The organism is Pseudomonas mangrovi, assembly GCF_003052585.1.
Taxonomy (GTDB): domain Bacteria; phylum Pseudomonadota; class Gammaproteobacteria; order Pseudomonadales; family Pseudomonadaceae; genus Aquipseudomonas; species Aquipseudomonas mangrovi.
In genome coordinates this window covers 299,655-313,236 of sequence record NZ_QASN01000019.1, presented here as the reverse complement: position 1 = coordinate 313,236, position 13,582 = coordinate 299,655, and the positions used below count along the sequence as shown (strand labels likewise).

At 58.3% G+C, this 13,582-nt stretch carries 27 protein-coding genes; all 27 read left to right on the top strand.

What is annotated here, in order from left to right:
* Positions 1–1,167: elongation factor Tu (tuf, locus tag DBO85_RS12595; RefSeq protein WP_108107620.1), on the top strand; the 1,167-nt coding region annotated here is incomplete at its 5' end.
* Positions 1,168–1,316: 149 nt separating this feature from the next.
* Positions 1,317–1,628: a 30S ribosomal protein S10 gene (rpsJ, locus tag DBO85_RS12590; RefSeq protein ID WP_003186070.1), complete on the top strand. Its 312-nt coding sequence runs from the start codon at positions 1,317–1,319 to the stop codon at positions 1,626–1,628.
* Positions 1,629–1,710: 82 nt separating this feature from the next.
* On the top strand, positions 1,711–2,340 hold the full coding sequence (gene rplC / locus DBO85_RS12585; protein WP_108107619.1) for a 50S ribosomal protein L3: 630 nt from the start codon (positions 1,711–1,713) through the stop codon (positions 2,338–2,340).
* A 14-nt stretch (positions 2,341–2,354) separates the two neighbouring features.
* Positions 2,355–2,957 carry a 50S ribosomal protein L4 gene (gene rplD / locus DBO85_RS12580; protein ID WP_108107618.1) on the top strand — a complete coding sequence of 201 codons (603 nt, stop codon included), beginning with the start codon at positions 2,355–2,357 and terminating at the stop codon, positions 2,955–2,957.
* Entirely contained in the window at positions 2,954–3,253 is a 300-nt protein-coding gene (rplW, locus tag DBO85_RS12575; protein ID WP_108107617.1) for a 50S ribosomal protein L23, read from the top strand. Before rplD ends, rplW begins: the two co-directional genes overlap by 4 nt.
* Before the next feature lie 14 nt (positions 3,254–3,267).
* Entirely contained in the window at positions 3,268–4,092 is an 825-nt protein-coding gene (gene rplB / locus DBO85_RS12570) for a 50S ribosomal protein L2 (RefSeq protein ID WP_108107616.1), read from the top strand.
* 16 nt (positions 4,093–4,108) lie between these two features.
* Entirely contained in the window at positions 4,109–4,384 is a 276-nt protein-coding gene (gene rpsS, locus DBO85_RS12565) for a 30S ribosomal protein S19 (protein WP_108107615.1), read from the top strand.
* A gap of 13 nt (positions 4,385–4,397) precedes the next feature.
* Positions 4,398–4,730, top strand: coding sequence for a 50S ribosomal protein L22 (gene rplV, locus DBO85_RS12560; protein ID WP_003103908.1), 333 nt, complete (start codon positions 4,398–4,400; stop codon positions 4,728–4,730).
* A 13-nt stretch (positions 4,731–4,743) separates the two neighbouring features.
* The gene (gene rpsC, locus DBO85_RS12555) at positions 4,744–5,430 is read left to right on the top strand and encodes a 30S ribosomal protein S3 (RefSeq protein WP_108107614.1); all 687 of its coding nucleotides are present in this window, start codon (positions 4,744–4,746) and stop codon (positions 5,428–5,430) included.
* 12 nt (positions 5,431–5,442) lie between these two features.
* A complete protein-coding gene (gene rplP / locus DBO85_RS12550) occupies positions 5,443–5,856 on the top strand; it encodes a 50S ribosomal protein L16 (protein WP_108107613.1) in 414 nt (137 codons plus the stop codon).
* Positions 5,856–6,047 (top strand): 50S ribosomal protein L29, encoded by a 192-nt coding sequence (gene rpmC, locus DBO85_RS12545; protein WP_108107612.1) that lies wholly within the window; start codon positions 5,856–5,858, stop codon positions 6,045–6,047. Before rplP ends, rpmC begins: the two co-directional genes overlap by 1 nt.
* Before the next feature lie 2 nt (positions 6,048–6,049).
* Positions 6,050–6,316: a 30S ribosomal protein S17 gene (gene rpsQ / locus DBO85_RS12540; RefSeq protein ID WP_108107633.1), complete on the top strand. Its 267-nt coding sequence runs from the start codon at positions 6,050–6,052 to the stop codon at positions 6,314–6,316.
* 23 nt (positions 6,317–6,339) lie between these two features.
* The gene (gene rplN / locus DBO85_RS12535; protein WP_003243907.1) at positions 6,340–6,708 is read left to right on the top strand and encodes a 50S ribosomal protein L14; all 369 of its coding nucleotides are present in this window, start codon (positions 6,340–6,342) and stop codon (positions 6,706–6,708) included.
* A gap of 12 nt (positions 6,709–6,720) precedes the next feature.
* The gene (gene rplX / locus DBO85_RS12530; RefSeq protein ID WP_108107611.1) at positions 6,721–7,035 is read left to right on the top strand and encodes a 50S ribosomal protein L24; all 315 of its coding nucleotides are present in this window, start codon (positions 6,721–6,723) and stop codon (positions 7,033–7,035) included.
* Between the two features lie 19 nt (positions 7,036–7,054).
* Positions 7,055–7,594, top strand: coding sequence for a 50S ribosomal protein L5 (rplE, locus tag DBO85_RS12525; protein ID WP_108107610.1), 540 nt, complete (start codon positions 7,055–7,057; stop codon positions 7,592–7,594).
* Positions 7,595–7,605: 11 nt separating this feature from the next.
* Positions 7,606–7,911 (top strand): 30S ribosomal protein S14, encoded by a 306-nt coding sequence (rpsN, locus tag DBO85_RS12520; protein ID WP_108107609.1) that lies wholly within the window; start codon positions 7,606–7,608, stop codon positions 7,909–7,911.
* Between the two features lie 183 nt (positions 7,912–8,094).
* Positions 8,095–8,487, top strand: a complete 393-nt coding sequence (rpsH, locus tag DBO85_RS12515; protein ID WP_108107608.1) for a 30S ribosomal protein S8 — start codon at positions 8,095–8,097, stop codon at positions 8,485–8,487.
* Positions 8,488–8,499: 12 nt separating this feature from the next.
* Positions 8,500–9,033, top strand: coding sequence for a 50S ribosomal protein L6 (gene rplF / locus DBO85_RS12510; protein WP_108107607.1), 534 nt, complete (start codon positions 8,500–8,502; stop codon positions 9,031–9,033).
* 10 nt (positions 9,034–9,043) lie between these two features.
* On the top strand, positions 9,044–9,394 hold the full coding sequence (rplR, locus tag DBO85_RS12505; RefSeq protein WP_108107606.1) for a 50S ribosomal protein L18: 351 nt from the start codon (positions 9,044–9,046) through the stop codon (positions 9,392–9,394).
* Positions 9,395–9,397: 3 nt separating this feature from the next.
* Positions 9,398–9,925 carry a 30S ribosomal protein S5 gene (gene rpsE / locus DBO85_RS12500; RefSeq protein ID WP_108107605.1) on the top strand — a complete coding sequence of 176 codons (528 nt, stop codon included), beginning with the start codon at positions 9,398–9,400 and terminating at the stop codon, positions 9,923–9,925.
* A 2-nt stretch (positions 9,926–9,927) separates the two neighbouring features.
* The gene (rpmD, locus tag DBO85_RS12495; protein WP_108107604.1) at positions 9,928–10,104 is read left to right on the top strand and encodes a 50S ribosomal protein L30; all 177 of its coding nucleotides are present in this window, start codon (positions 9,928–9,930) and stop codon (positions 10,102–10,104) included.
* Positions 10,105–10,107: 3 nt separating this feature from the next.
* Positions 10,108–10,542: a 50S ribosomal protein L15 gene (gene rplO, locus DBO85_RS12490; RefSeq protein ID WP_108107603.1), complete on the top strand. Its 435-nt coding sequence runs from the start codon at positions 10,108–10,110 to the stop codon at positions 10,540–10,542.
* The gene (gene secY, locus DBO85_RS12485) at positions 10,543–11,871 is read left to right on the top strand and encodes a preprotein translocase subunit SecY (RefSeq protein ID WP_108107602.1); all 1,329 of its coding nucleotides are present in this window, start codon (positions 10,543–10,545) and stop codon (positions 11,869–11,871) included.
* Between the two features lie 27 nt (positions 11,872–11,898).
* Positions 11,899–12,015, top strand: a complete 117-nt coding sequence (gene rpmJ, locus DBO85_RS12480; protein ID WP_014854209.1) for a 50S ribosomal protein L36 — start codon at positions 11,899–11,901, stop codon at positions 12,013–12,015.
* 130 nt (positions 12,016–12,145) lie between these two features.
* Complete coding sequence (gene rpsM / locus DBO85_RS12475; RefSeq protein ID WP_108107601.1) at positions 12,146–12,502, top strand: 30S ribosomal protein S13; 357 nt, start codon at positions 12,146–12,148, stop codon at positions 12,500–12,502.
* A 30-nt stretch (positions 12,503–12,532) separates the two neighbouring features.
* Positions 12,533–12,922 (top strand): 30S ribosomal protein S11, encoded by a 390-nt coding sequence (gene rpsK / locus DBO85_RS12470; RefSeq protein WP_002555466.1) that lies wholly within the window; start codon positions 12,533–12,535, stop codon positions 12,920–12,922.
* 17 nt (positions 12,923–12,939) lie between these two features.
* Entirely contained in the window at positions 12,940–13,560 is a 621-nt protein-coding gene (gene rpsD / locus DBO85_RS12465; RefSeq protein WP_108107600.1) for a 30S ribosomal protein S4, read from the top strand.
* Positions 13,561–13,582 lie beyond the last annotated feature (22 nt).

The window sequence follows — 13,582 nt, the reverse complement described above, 5'->3', positions numbered from 1 at the left end:
AAACCGCACGTCAACGTCGGCACCATCGGTCACGTCGACCATGGCAAGACCACTCTGACTGCAGCTCTGACCCGCGTTTGCTCCGAGGTTTTCGGTAGTGCCAAGGTCGATTTCGACAAGATCGACTCGGCTCCGGAAGAGAAGGCTCGTGGTATCACCATCAACACCGCGCACGTCGAGTACGACTCGGCTGTTCGTCACTACGCTCACGTTGACTGCCCGGGCCACGCTGACTATGTGAAGAACATGATCACCGGTGCTGCGCAGATGGACGGCGCGATCCTGGTCTGCTCGGCTGCTGACGGCCCCATGCCGCAAACTCGCGAGCACATCCTGCTGTCCCGTCAGGTTGGCGTTCCGTACATCGTCGTGTTCTTGAACAAGGCTGACATGGTCGATGACGCCGAGCTGCTGGAACTGGTCGAGATGGAAGTTCGCGACCTGCTGTCCACCTACGATTTCCCGGGTGACGACACTCCGATCATCATCGGCTCTGCGCTGATGGCTCTGAACGGTGAAGATGCCAACGAAATGGGCACCACTGCGGTCAAGAAGCTGGTCGAGACTCTGGACAGCTACATTCCGGAGCCGGTTCGTGCCATCGACAAGCCGTTCCTGATGCCGATCGAAGACGTGTTCTCGATCTCCGGTCGCGGTACCGTTGTGACTGGTCGTGTCGAGCGCGGCATCGTCAAGATCCAGGAAGAAATCGAAATCGTTGGTCTGCGTGACACCACCAAGACCACCTGCACCGGCGTGGAAATGTTCCGCAAGCTGCTCGACGAAGGTCGTGCTGGCGAGAACTGCGGCGTGCTGCTGCGCGGCACCAAGCGTGATGACGTCGAGCGTGGCCAGGTTCTGGCCAAGCCGGGCACCATCAAGCCGCACACCAAGTTCGAAGCCGAAGTGTACGTTCTGTCCAAGGAAGAAGGTGGTCGTCACACCCCGTTCTTCAAGGGCTACCGTCCGCAGTTCTACTTCCGCACCACTGACGTGACCGGTTCGTGCGAGCTGCCGGAAGGCGTCGAGATGGTAATGCCGGGCGACAACATCAAGATGGTTGTCACCCTGATCAAGCCGATCGCCATGGAAGACGGCCTGCGCTTCGCCATTCGCGAAGGCGGTCGTACCGTCGGCGCCGGCGTGGTTGCCAAAGTCATCGAGTAATCGGTAGACGTAAGTAAAAGGCCCCGCAAGGGGCCTTTTCTTTTGTCTGATCATTTGTTTGACACCCCTAGGGTGCATCCGTACAATTGCGCCTCCTTTTATCGGGCGTATTCCGCTTGATGGGAATGGCAAATTGGAGTCTGAGGCAAATGCAAAACCAACAAATCCGTATCCGGTTGAAGGCCTTTGACCATCGCCTGATCGATCAATCGACCCAGGAAATCGTGGAAACCGCGAAACGTACTGGTGCTCAGGTGCGTGGTCCGATTCCGCTGCCCACTCGCAAGGAGCGTTTCACTGTTCTGGTTTCTCCGCACGTCAACAAAGACGCGCGCGACCAGTACGAGATCCGCACTCACAAGCGCGTTCTGGACATCGTCCAGCCGACCGACAAGACCGTCGATGCGCTGATGAAGCTTGACCTTGCTGCTGGCGTGGAAGTTCAGATCAGCCTCGGCTAAAACCTGGCGGTTTTAGTCGTGTAACGCTCTGAAATGGGCGGCCATAGCGGGTGAAAGCCCCGTACACTCATGAGGTTACAACATGACTATTGGTGTAGTCGGTCGTAAGTGCGGCATGACCCGCATTTTCACCGAAGAAGGTGTCTCCATTCCGGTCACGGTCATTGAGATCGAGCCGAATCGCGTCACACAGTTCAAAACCGAAGAAAGCGATGGCTATCGTGCGGTGCAAGTCACCGTCGGTGAGCGTCGTGCTTCCCGCGTGACCAAGGCGCAAGCCGGTCACTTCGCCAAGGCCAGCGTCGCTGCAGGTCGTGCCGTTCTCGAGTTCCGTCTCGAAGAAGGTGAGTACAAGGCTGGCGACGAAATCAAGGCGGACATTTTCCAGGCAGGGCAGATGGTCGATGTGACCGGTCAGTCCAAGGGTAAAGGCTTCGCCGGTACCATCAAGCGCTGGAATTTCCGTGGTCAGGACAATACTCACGGTAACTCTGTATCCCACCGTGTCCCGGGTTCGATCGGCCAGTGCCAGACTCCTGGTCGAGTGTTCAAGGGCAAGAAAATGTCCGGCCATATGGGTGCTGAGCGCGTAACCGTGCAGTCCCTGGAAGTCGTCCGCGTCGATGCCGAGCGCAACCTGCTGCTGGTCAAGGGTGCCGTTCCTGGCGCTACCGGTAGCGACGTTGTCGTTCGTCCGGCAGTCAAGGCGTAAGGGGAGATCTCGAGATGCAATTGAATGTAAATGGCGCTCAGGCCATCGAGGTTTCCGAGCGTACTTTCGGCGGTGATTTCAACGAGACCCTGGTTCACCAGGCAGTCGTCGCCTACATGGCTGGCGGTCGTCAGGGCACCAAGGCTCAGAAGTCCCGCTCCGATGTTTCCGGTGGCGGTAAGCGCCCCTGGCGTCAGAAGGGCACTGGTCGTGCTCGTGCCGGTACCACTCGTGGTCCGATCTGGCGTGGCGGTGGTGTGACCTTCGCGGCCACCAATCGCAACTTCGAGCAGAAGCTCAACAAGAAGATGTATCGCGCTGCCATCCGTTCCATTCTGGCCGAGCTGGTCCGTCAGGAGCGTCTGGTTGTTGTCGAGGACTTCGCTGTCGATGCTCCGAAAACCAAGGCACTGGCCAGCAAGCTGAACGGCCTGGGTCTGAACGACGTGCTGATCGTCTCCGAAGCGGTCGATCAGAATCTGTACCTGGCTGCCCGCAACCTGCCCAACGTCGATGTCCGTGACGTCCAGGGTTCGGATCCGGTCAGTCTGATCGCATACGACAAGGTTCTGATCACCGTGTCGGCTGTGAAGAAATTCGAGGAGCTGCTGGGATGAACCAGGAACGCGTTTTCAAAGTGCTACTTGGCCCGCACGTCTCCGAGAAGGCCACCGTCCTGGCTGATAAGCAGGGCCAGTTCGTTTTCAAGGTTGCCACCGATGCAACCAAGCTGGAAATCAAGAAGGCCGTCGAAAGCCTGTTCAGCGTGAAGGTTGACAGTGTCACTACCCAGAACGTCAAGGGTAAGACCAAGCGCACCGCTCGCGGCATGGGCAAGCGTAACGACTGGAAGAAGGCGGTCATCGCTCTTCAGCCGGGCCAAGAAATCGATTTCGCCAGCAGTGCTGAATAAAGCAGGGGTGCATCATGGCAATCGTTAAATGCAAACCGACTTCCGCCGGCCGCCGCTTTGTCGTCAAAGTGGTCAGCCCTGAGCTGCACAAGGGCGCTCCGTACGCTCCGCTGCTCGAGAAGAAGTCGAAGACTGGCGGCCGTAACAACAACGGTCGTATCACCACTCGTCACATTGGCGGTGGTCACAAGCAGCACTATCGTCTGGTCGACTTCCGTCGCAACGACAAGGACGGGATTCCGGCCACTGTCGAGCGTATCGAATACGATCCGAACCGTACTGCACACATCGCTCTGTTGAAGTATGCCGACGGCGAGCGTCGCTACATCATCGCTCCGAAAGGCGTGTCTGCCGGTGATCAGCTGATCGCTGGTGCAATGGCGCCGATCAAGCCGGGCAACAGCCTGCCGCTGCGCAACATTCCGGTTGGTTCGACCGTTCACGGTATCGAGCTGAAGCCGGGCAAAGGCGCGCAGATCGCTCGCTCCGCTGGTGCTTCGGTACAGCTGGTAGCGCGTGAAGGTGCATACGTAACCCTGCGTCTTCGCTCCGGCGAAATGCGCAAGGTGCTGTCCGAGTGCCGTGCGACCCTGGGCGAAGTCTCGAACTCCGAGCACAGCCTGCGTTCGCTGGGCAAGGCCGGTGCCAAGCGCTGGCGTGGTGTTCGTCCGACCGTTCGTGGTGTTGCCATGAACCCGGTTGATCACCCGCACGGTGGTGGTGAAGGTCGTACTTCCGGTGGTCGTCATCCGGTGTCGCCGTGGGGCTTCCCGACCAAGGGCGCGAAGACTCGTTCGAACAAGCGCACCGATAACATGATCGTCCGTCGTCGCAAGTAAATAGAGGGATTCGACAGTGCCACGTTCTCTGAAAAAAGGTCCTTTTATCGATCTTCACCTACTGAAGAAGGTCGATGCGGCGGTGGAAAAGGGCGAGCGCAAACCAGTCAAGACCTGGTCGCGCCGTTCGATGATCCTGCCGCAGATGGTCGGTCTGACCATCGCTGTACACAACGGTCGCCAGCATGTCCCGGTCCTCGTGAACGAAGACATGGTCGGCCACAAACTCGGCGAGTTCGCTGCTACCCGCACCTATCGCGGGCACGTAGCGGACAAGAAAGGCAAGCGCTAAGGGGTAAGCAATGATGGAAGTAGCCGCTAAGTTGTCGGGCGCTCGCATCTCTGCCCAGAAAGCCCGCCTGGTCGCCGATCAGATCCGCGGGAAGAAGGTGGGCGAAGCGCTCAACCTGCTGGCTTTCAGTTCCAAGAAAGCAGCGGAAATCATGAAGAAAGTGCTGGAGTCGGCCGTTGCCAACGCCGAGCACAACGAGGGCGCGGACGTTGATGACCTGAAGGTCAGCACCGTTTTCGTCAACGAGGGGCGTTCGCTTAAGCGCATCATGCCGCGTGCCAAAGGCCGTGCTGATCGCATCGTCAAGCGGTCTTGCCATATCACTGTCAAGGTTGCAGACAAGTAACGGAGTCGATCAGATGGGTCAGAAAGTACATCCCATAGGCATCCGCCTGGGAATCGTCAAGGATCACACCTCCGTCTGGTATGCAGACGGTCGGACTTATGCAGACTACTTGTTTGCAGATCTGAAGGTTCGTGAGTATCTCCAAGACAAACTAAAAAGCGCGTCCGTAAGCCGCATCGATATCCATCGCCCGGCTCAAACCGCACGCATCACCATCCACACCGCTCGTCCCGGCATCGTGATCGGCAAGAAAGGTGAAGATGTTGAGAAGCTGCGTCAGGACCTGACCAAGCAAATGGGTGTGCCGGTGCACATCAACATCGAAGAGATCCGCAAGCCGGAGCTCGACGGTATGCTGGTTGCTCAGAGCGTTGCTCAGCAGCTGGAGCGCCGCGTCATGTTCCGTCGCGCCATGAAGCGCGCCGTACAGAACGCCATGCGCATTGGTGCCAAGGGCATCAAAATCCAGGTCAGTGGTCGTCTCGGCGGTGCGGAAATCGCACGTACCGAGTGGTACCGCGAAGGTCGTGTGCCGCTGCACACCCTGCGCGCGGATATCGATTACGCCACCTACGAAGCGCACACCACCTACGGTGTGATCGGCGTCAAGGTTTGGATCTTCAAGGGTGAGGTCATCGGTGGCCGCACTGAAGAGCTGAAGCCGCAAGCGCCTGCGCCTCGTAAAGCTGCTAAGAAATAAGGAGTACGCATCATGTTGCAACCAAAGCGTACGAAGTTCCGCAAGCAGATGACAGGCCACAACCGTGGCCTGGCTCAGCGCGGTAGCAAGGTCAGCTTCGGCGAGTTTGCGCTGAAGTCCGTCAGCCGTGGTCGCCTGACCGCGCGCCAGATCGAAGCAGCACGTCGTGCTCTGACCCGTCACGTGAAGCGTGGCGGCAAGATCTGGATTCGCGTGTTCCCCGACAAGCCTGTCACCAAGAAGCCCCTCGAAGTTCGTATGGGTAAAGGGAAGGGCGGCGTCGAGTACTGGGTAGCCCAGATTCAGCCGGGCAAGGTCCTCTACGAGATCGAGGGCGTTTCCGAACAGCTGGCGCGTGAGGCTTTCGCCCTGGCTGCTGCAAAGCTGCCACTCGCCACCACTTTTGTTAAGCGGACGGTGATGTGATGAAAGCGACCGAACTTCGTGGAAAAACAGCAGAGCAGCTGAACGAGCAACTGCTCGGCCTGCTGCGCGACCAGTTCAATCTGCGCATGCAGAAGGCAACTGGCCAGTTGGGGCAGTCTCACCTGCTCTCGCAAGTCAAGCGCGACATCGCTCGCGTGAAGACCGTGCTCAACCAGCAGGCAGGTAAGTGATCATGGCTGAAGTTGAAAAAACTGTCCGTACGCTGACCGGCCGTGTTGTCAGCGACAAGATGGAGAAGACCATCACCGTACTGATCGAGCGTCGCGTAAAGCACCCGATCTACGGCAAGTACGTGAAGCGTTCGACCAAGTTGCACGCCCACGATGAAACCAATCAGTGCCGTATCGGTGACAAGGTCACCATTCGTGAGACTCGTCCGCTGGCCAAGACTAAGTGCTGGGCCCTGGTGGAAGTCGTCGAACGAGCGGTGGAAGTCTAAAAGACTAAGGGTCGGAGAAAGTTATGATTCAGACTCAATCCATGCTCGATGTGGCCGATAACAGCGGCGCTCGTCGCGTCATGTGCATCAAGGTGCTCGGTGGTTCCCACCGTCGCTATGCCGGCATCGGCGACATCATCAAAGTTACCGTCAAGGAAGCGATTCCGCGCGGTAAGGTCAAGAAAGGCCAGGTGATGACCGCAGTAGTGGTGCGTACCCGTCACGGCGTTCGTCGCGCCGACGGTTCCATCATCCGCTTCGACGGCAACGCGGCCGTCCTGCTGAACAACAAGCAGGAGCCGATCGGCACCCGTATCTTCGGGCCGGTGACTCGTGAACTTCGTTCTGAGAAGTTCATGAAGATCGTCTCCCTCGCCCCTGAAGTGCTGTAAGGAGAAGGCGTCATGCAAAAGATTCGTCGTGACGACGAGATCATCGTCATCGCCGGCAAAGACAAGGGCAAGCGTGGCAAGGTGCTGAAAGTGCTCGCTGACGACCGTCTGGTCGTTGGTGGCATCAACATGATCAAGCGCCATACCAAGCCCAACCCGATGGCTGGCACCCAAGGCGGTATCGTCGAGAAAGAGGCGCCTCTGCACGTCTCCAACGTCGCTATTTTCAACAGTGAAACCAGCAAGGCTGACCGCGTTGGCTTCAAGGTCGAAGATGGCAAGAAAATTCGTGTCTTCAAGTCCACCCAAAAGCCGGTCGGCGCTTGAGAATCATAGGTAAAACACCATGGCACGACTAAAAGAGATTTACCGGAACCAGATCGCTCCGAAGCTGAAGGAAGAACTGCAGCTTTCGAACGTGATGGAAGTTCCGCGCGTTACCAAGATCACCCTGAACATGGGTCTGGGCGAAGCGATCGGTGACAAGAAAGTCATCGAGAGCGCTGTAGCTGACCTCGAGAAGATCACTGGCCAGAAGCCGATCGTCACCTATGCTCGCAAGTCCATTGCAGGCTTCAAGGTGCGTGAGGGCTGGCCGATCGGTATCAAGGTCACTCTGCGTCGCGAGCGTATGTACGAGTTCCTGGATCGTCTGCTGGCAATCTCCCTGCCGCGCGTGCGTGACTTCCGCGGCCTGAATGCCAAGTCCTTCGACGGCCGTGGCAACTACAGCATGGGCGTCAAAGAGCAGATCATCTTCCCGGAAATCGATTACGACAAGATCGATGCGCTGCGTGGCCTGGACATCACCCTGACCACCACCGCCCGTACCGATGATGAAGGCCGCGCTCTGCTGCGTGCTTTCAACTTCCCGTTCCGTAACTAAAGGATCCGGACATGGCCAAAACGAGCATGAAGAACCGCGAGCTGAAGCGTCAGCAGACGGTAGCCAAGTACGCCAAGAAGCGTGCCGAGCTGAAGGCTGTCATCGCCAATCCGAACAGCAGTGCGGAGCAGCGTTGGGAAGCCCAGGTCGCCCTGCAGAAGCAGCCGCGTGATGCGAGTTCCTCGCGTCTGCGCAACCGCTGCCGTCTGACTGGTCGTCCGCACGGTGTCTATCGCAAGTTCGGTCTTTCGCGTAACAAGCTGCGCGAAGCCGCAATGCGCGGCGACGTTCCAGGTCTGGTCAAGGCCAGCTGGTAATGTCGCTGGTTCGTCCCTGGTGACAGGGACGAATTATCGTGTTGTACCCATCAAGCCCCGAAAGGGGCTTGATTCATTTATGTCTGCTAACTAGAATGACCGGCTCGCCCGAGTCTGGCTTCTTTTTTCGGGCAGTTTTGGCAGCCGCAAGGCTGATTCTTTTGTATCAGGAGCAACTAGCCCATGAGTATGCAGGACCCGTTAGCGGACATGCTAACTCGTATCCGTAATGCCCAGATGGCTGAAAAGTCGGTAGTAAGCATGCCGTCTTCCAAGCTGAAGGTGGCAGTGGCCAAGGTCCTCAAGGACGAAGGCTACATCGCGGGTTACGAAATCAGTGCGGACGTCAAGCCGCAGCTGTCCATCGAGCTGAAGTATTTCGAAGGCCGTCCGGTTATCGAGGAAGTCAAGCGCGTGAGCCGTCCAGGCCTGCGTAGCTACAAGTCCTCGGATGATCTGCCCAAGGTGCGCGGCGGTCTCGGTGTTTCCATCGTCTCCACCAACAAGGGTGTGATGACGGATCGTGCTGCACGCGCTGCCGGTGTCGGCGGTGAAGTGCTTTGCACAGTGTTCTAAGGGGGGTCAAGCATGTCTCGCGTTGCTAAGAACCCCGTCAAGCTGCCCGCCGGTGTCGAGATCAAACTCGCTGGTCAGCAGCTTTCGGTCAAGGGCGCCAAGGGTGTCCTGGAAATGACTCTGCACTCCTCTGTCGAGGTGATTGAGGAAGCCGGTGAGCTGCGTTTCGCTGCCCGCAATGGCGACCTGCAGAACAAGGCCATGGCCGGTACTACCCGTGCGCTGGTCAACAACATGGTCATTGGTGTGAGCCAGGGCTTCGAGCGCAAGCTGCAGCTGGTTGGCGTGGGCTACAAGGCTCAGGCCAAAGGTGAGGTTCTCAACCTCGCGCTGGGCTTCTCTCACCCGGTCGACTACCAACTGCCGCAAGGTGTTACCGCTGAAACTCCCAGCCAGACCGACATCCTGATCAAGGGTATCGACAAGCAGTTGGTGGGTCAGGTGGCCGCTGAGATCCGCGACTTCCGTCCGCCAGAGCCGTACAAGGGCAAGGGTGTGCGTTACGCGGACGAAGTCGTCCGTCGTAAAGAAGCCAAGAAGAAGTAGGGCCTAGCAAATGACCGTCAAGAAAGAAACCCGACTGCGTCGCGCTCGCAAGGCACGCCTGAAGATGCACGAGCTCGAAGTCGTGCGCCTGTGCGTGTACCGCTCTTCGCAGCACATTTATGCCCAGGTCATCTCGGCCGACGGCAGCAAGGTTCTGGCAAGCGCCTCTACCTTGGACAAAGAACTGCGTAGCGGTGCCACTGGCAACGTAGACGCGGCCAAGAAGGTAGGTCAACTGGTTGCCGAGCGCGCTAAAACCGCCGGTGTCACCCAGGTGGCTTTCGACCGTTCTGGCTTCAAGTACCACGGCCGCGTCAAGGCGCTGGCTGATGCTGCTCGTGAAGGCGGGCTGGAGTTCTAAGTTATGGCAAATAACGATCAACGTCGCGATAACCGCGACAGCCGCGACGATGGCAGCGAAGGCTACATCGAGAAGCTGGTACAGGTTAACCGCGTTGCCAAGACCGTAAAGGGCGGCCGTATCTTCACCTTCACCGCGTTGACCGTGGTGGGTGATGGTAAGGGTCGTGTCGGTTTCGGCCGTGGCAAATCCCGCGAAGTGCCGGCAGCCATTCAGAAGGCCATGGAGGCGGCTCGCCGCAACATGATCCAGGTCGACCTGAACGGCACCACTCTGCAGTACGCAATCAAGTCTGCCCATGGCGCCTCCAAGGTGTACATGCAGCCGGCTTCGGAAGGTACCGGCATCATCGCTGGTGGCGCCATGCGTGCTGTTCTGGAAGTTGCTGGCGTGCAGAACGTTCTGGCCAAGTGCTATGGCTCGACCAACCCGGTGAACGTGGTACACGCCACCTTCCAGGGTCTGAAGTCCATGCAGTCGCCAGGTTCCGTTGCTGCCAAGCGTGGCAAGAGCGTCGAGGAGATTCTCTAACCATGGCTACCGTCAAAGTTACTCTGGTGAAAAGCACCAATGGCCGTCTGGCCAATCACAAAGCCTGCGTCAAGGGTCTCGGCCTGCGTCGCATCAATCATACCGTTGAGGTTCAGGACACTCCTGAAAACCGCGGCATGATCAACAAGGCTTACTACCTGCTCCGTGTGGAGGGCTGATCCATGCAACTGAACGATCTCCGTTCCGCGCCGGGTGCCCGCCGCGAGAAAGACCGCGCTGGCCGCGGTATCGGTAGCGGCCTGGGTAAAACCGGTGGCCGTGGTCACAAAGGTCAGACCTCTCGTTCCGGTGGCACCATTGCTCCGGGTTTCGAGGGTGGTCAGCAGCCGCTGCACCGCCGCCTGCCGAAGTTCGGCTTCACCTCGCTCAAGGCTATGGATCGTGCAGAAGTTCGCACCTCCGAGCTGGCCAAGATCGAGGGTGACGTCGTCACTCTGCAAGCGCTCAAGGATGCCGATCTGGTCAACCAGCACGTACAGCGCGTGAAAGTCATGCTGTCGGGTGAGGTTGGCCGTGCGGTCACTCTGAAAGGTATCGCCGTCACCAAAGGTGCACGTGCGGCTATCGAAGCAGCTGGCGGCAAGATCGAGGACTAAATGGCTAAGCAAGGTGCTCTCTCAGCGCTCAGCGGTGGTGGATTGTCCGAGCTCTGGGCTCGGTTGCGGTTCCTTTTCCTGGCGATCATCGTCTATCGGATAGGTGCGCATATCCCTGTTCCCGGGATCAATCCGGATCAGCTGGCGATCCTGTTCAAGCAGAACGAGGGGACCATTCTTAGCCTGTTCAACATGTTTTCCGGCGGCGCGCTGGAGCGGATGAGCATCTTTGCACTGGGGATCATGCCGTACATCTCGGCATCGATCATCATGCAGCTGATGACCGCCGTCAGCCCGCAGCTGGAGCAGTTGAAGAAGGAAGGGGAGTCTGGCCGTCGCAAGATCAGCCAGTACACCCGTTACGGCACTCTGGTGCTGGCGATTGTCCAGGCGATCGGTATGTCGGTCGGCCTGGCCGGTCAGGGTGTGTCGTTCTCGACGGGCTTCGAGTTCCACTTCGTTGCCATCACCACCTTCGTGGCTGGTGCGATGTTCATGATGTGGCTTGGCGAGCAGATCACCGAGCGCGGTGTCGGTAACGGCATCTCGATGTTGATCTTCGCGGGTATCGTTGCTGGTCTGCCGTCCGCGGTTGGTCAGTCCTTCGAGTCCGCACGACAGGGCGACATCAACATCTTCGCGCTCATCGGTATCGCCTTGCTGGCGATCGCCATCGTTGCGTTCGTGGTGTTCATTGAGCGTGGTCAGCGTCGTATCGCGGTGCATTACGCCAAGCGTCAGCAGGGTCGCAAGGTCTTTGCTGCGCAAACCAGTCACCTTCCGCTGAAGGTGAACATGGCAGGTGTGATTCCGGCGATCTTCGCCAGCAGCCTGCTGCTGTTCCCCGCTTCGCTGGGTACCTGGTTCGGTCAGGCCGAAGGCATGGATCTGCTGCAGGACGTGTCGCAGGCGCTCGCGCCGGGCCAGCCGTTGTACATCTTGCTGTTTAGTGCAGGGATCATTTTCTTCTGCTTCTTCTATACAGCGCTGATGTTCAACCCGAAGGACGTTGCTGAAAACTTGAAGCGCTCCGGTGCCTTCATTCCGGGTATTCGTCCTGGTGACCAATCCGCGCGCTATATCGATGGCGTTCTGACTCGTCTGACCATGTTCGGTGCTCTGTACATGACGGCTGTCTGTCTGTTGCCGCAGTTTTTGCAGGTTGCAGCTGGCGTGCCGTTCTACCTTGGCGGGACCTCCCTGCTGATCGTCGTGGTGGTGGTCATGGACTTCATGTCTCAGGTCCAATCCCATCTCGTTTCGCATCAGTACGAGTCTCTGATGAAAAAAGCCAATCTGAAGGGTTACGGCAGCGGCATGATCCGCTGAGTGCCCATAAGGTTCGAGGAGTTGGTGATGAAAGTTCGTGCATCGGTAAAAAAGCTTTGCCGTAACTGCAAGATCGTCCGTCGCGAAGGCGTCGTTCGAGTCATCTGCAGTGCAGAGCCGCGTCACAAGCAGCGCCAAGGCTGATTGTGAGTTGAAGCGATAGCCCGGCAGCTAGTGCGCTGCCGGGTTGATTCTTTGTTTCTACAGCGCTAATATCTCGCGCCCTTTTCTTGGCTTCCGGGGCGTAGGTAGCTGTCAATTGGAGTTCCACTGAATGGCCCGTATTGCAGGCGTTAACATTCCGGATAACAAGCACACTGTTATCTCGCTGACCTACATCTTCGGTGTTGGTCGCACTAGTGCACAGCAGATCTGTGCCGCTACCGGGGTCAACCCGGCTGCGAAAATCAAGGATCTGAGCGACGAGCAGATTGAACTGTTGCGTGGCGAAGTAGCGAAGCTGACCACCGAAGGTGATCTGCGCCGCGAAGTGAACATGAAGATCAAGCGTCTGATGGACCTGGGTTGCTACCGCGGCCTGCGTCACCGTCGCGGCCTGCCGGTCCGTGGTCAGCGCACCAAGACTAACGCGCGCACCCGCAAGGGCCCGCGTAAGCCGATCCGCAAGTAATTGCGCCCGCGAATCGACAGGAATTAATTCATGGCTAAGCCTGCTGCTCGTCCTCGTAAGAAAGTCAAAAAGACGGTGGTTGATGGGATCGCCCACATCCACGCGTCTTTCAACAACACCATCGTCACCATCACCGATCGCCAGGGCAATGCTCTGTCCTGGGCTACCTCCGGTGGCTCGGGTTTCCGCGGCTCGCGTAAGAGCACGCCGTTCGCTGCCCAGGTTGCAGCCGAGCGCGCTGGCCAAGCCGCTCTGGAATATGGCCTCAAGAACCTCGACGTCAACGTCAAGGGTCCGGGTCCAGGTCGTGAGTCCGCTGTTCGTGCACTGAACGGCTGTGGCTACAAAATCGCCAGCATCACCGACGTGACGCCGATCCCGCACAACGGGTGCCGTCCGCCGAAGAAGCGTCGCGTGTAATCAGGAGACAGTGAGAAATGGCTCGTTACATTGGTCCCAAATGCAAACTGTCTCGTCGTGAAGGCACCGATCTGTTCCTGAAAAGCGGCTCCCGCGCTCTGGAATCGAAGTGCAACATCGAAGCGGCTCCCGGCCAGCATGGTCAGCGTCGTGGTCGCCAGTCCGACTACGGCACCCAGCTGCGCGAAAAGCAGAAAGTCCGTCGCATCTATGGCGTTCTCGAGCGCCAGTTCAGCAGCTACTACAAGGAAGCTGCCCGTCGCAAGGGCGCTACCGGCGAGAACCTGCTGCAACTGCTCGAGTGCCGTCTGGACAACGTCGTTTACCGCATGGGCTTCGGTGCCACTCGCGCCGAGTCGCGCCAGCTGGTATCGCACAAGTCGATCACCGTGAATGGTTCGACCGTGAACGTACCCTCTTACCAGGTCAAGGCCGGTGATGTGGTTGCAGTTCGCGAAAAGGCCCGTAATCAGCTGCGCATCGCTCAAGCTCTCGAGCTGAACGCACAGCGCGGTCGTGTTGAGTGGGTTGAAGTCGACTCCGAGAAGAAAACCGGCGTGTTCAAGAGCGTGCCGGCTCGTGGCGACCTTTCTGCCGACATCAACGAGAGCCTGATTGTCGAGCTCTACTCCAAGTAAGGGCTAGAAGATAGGTGCACCC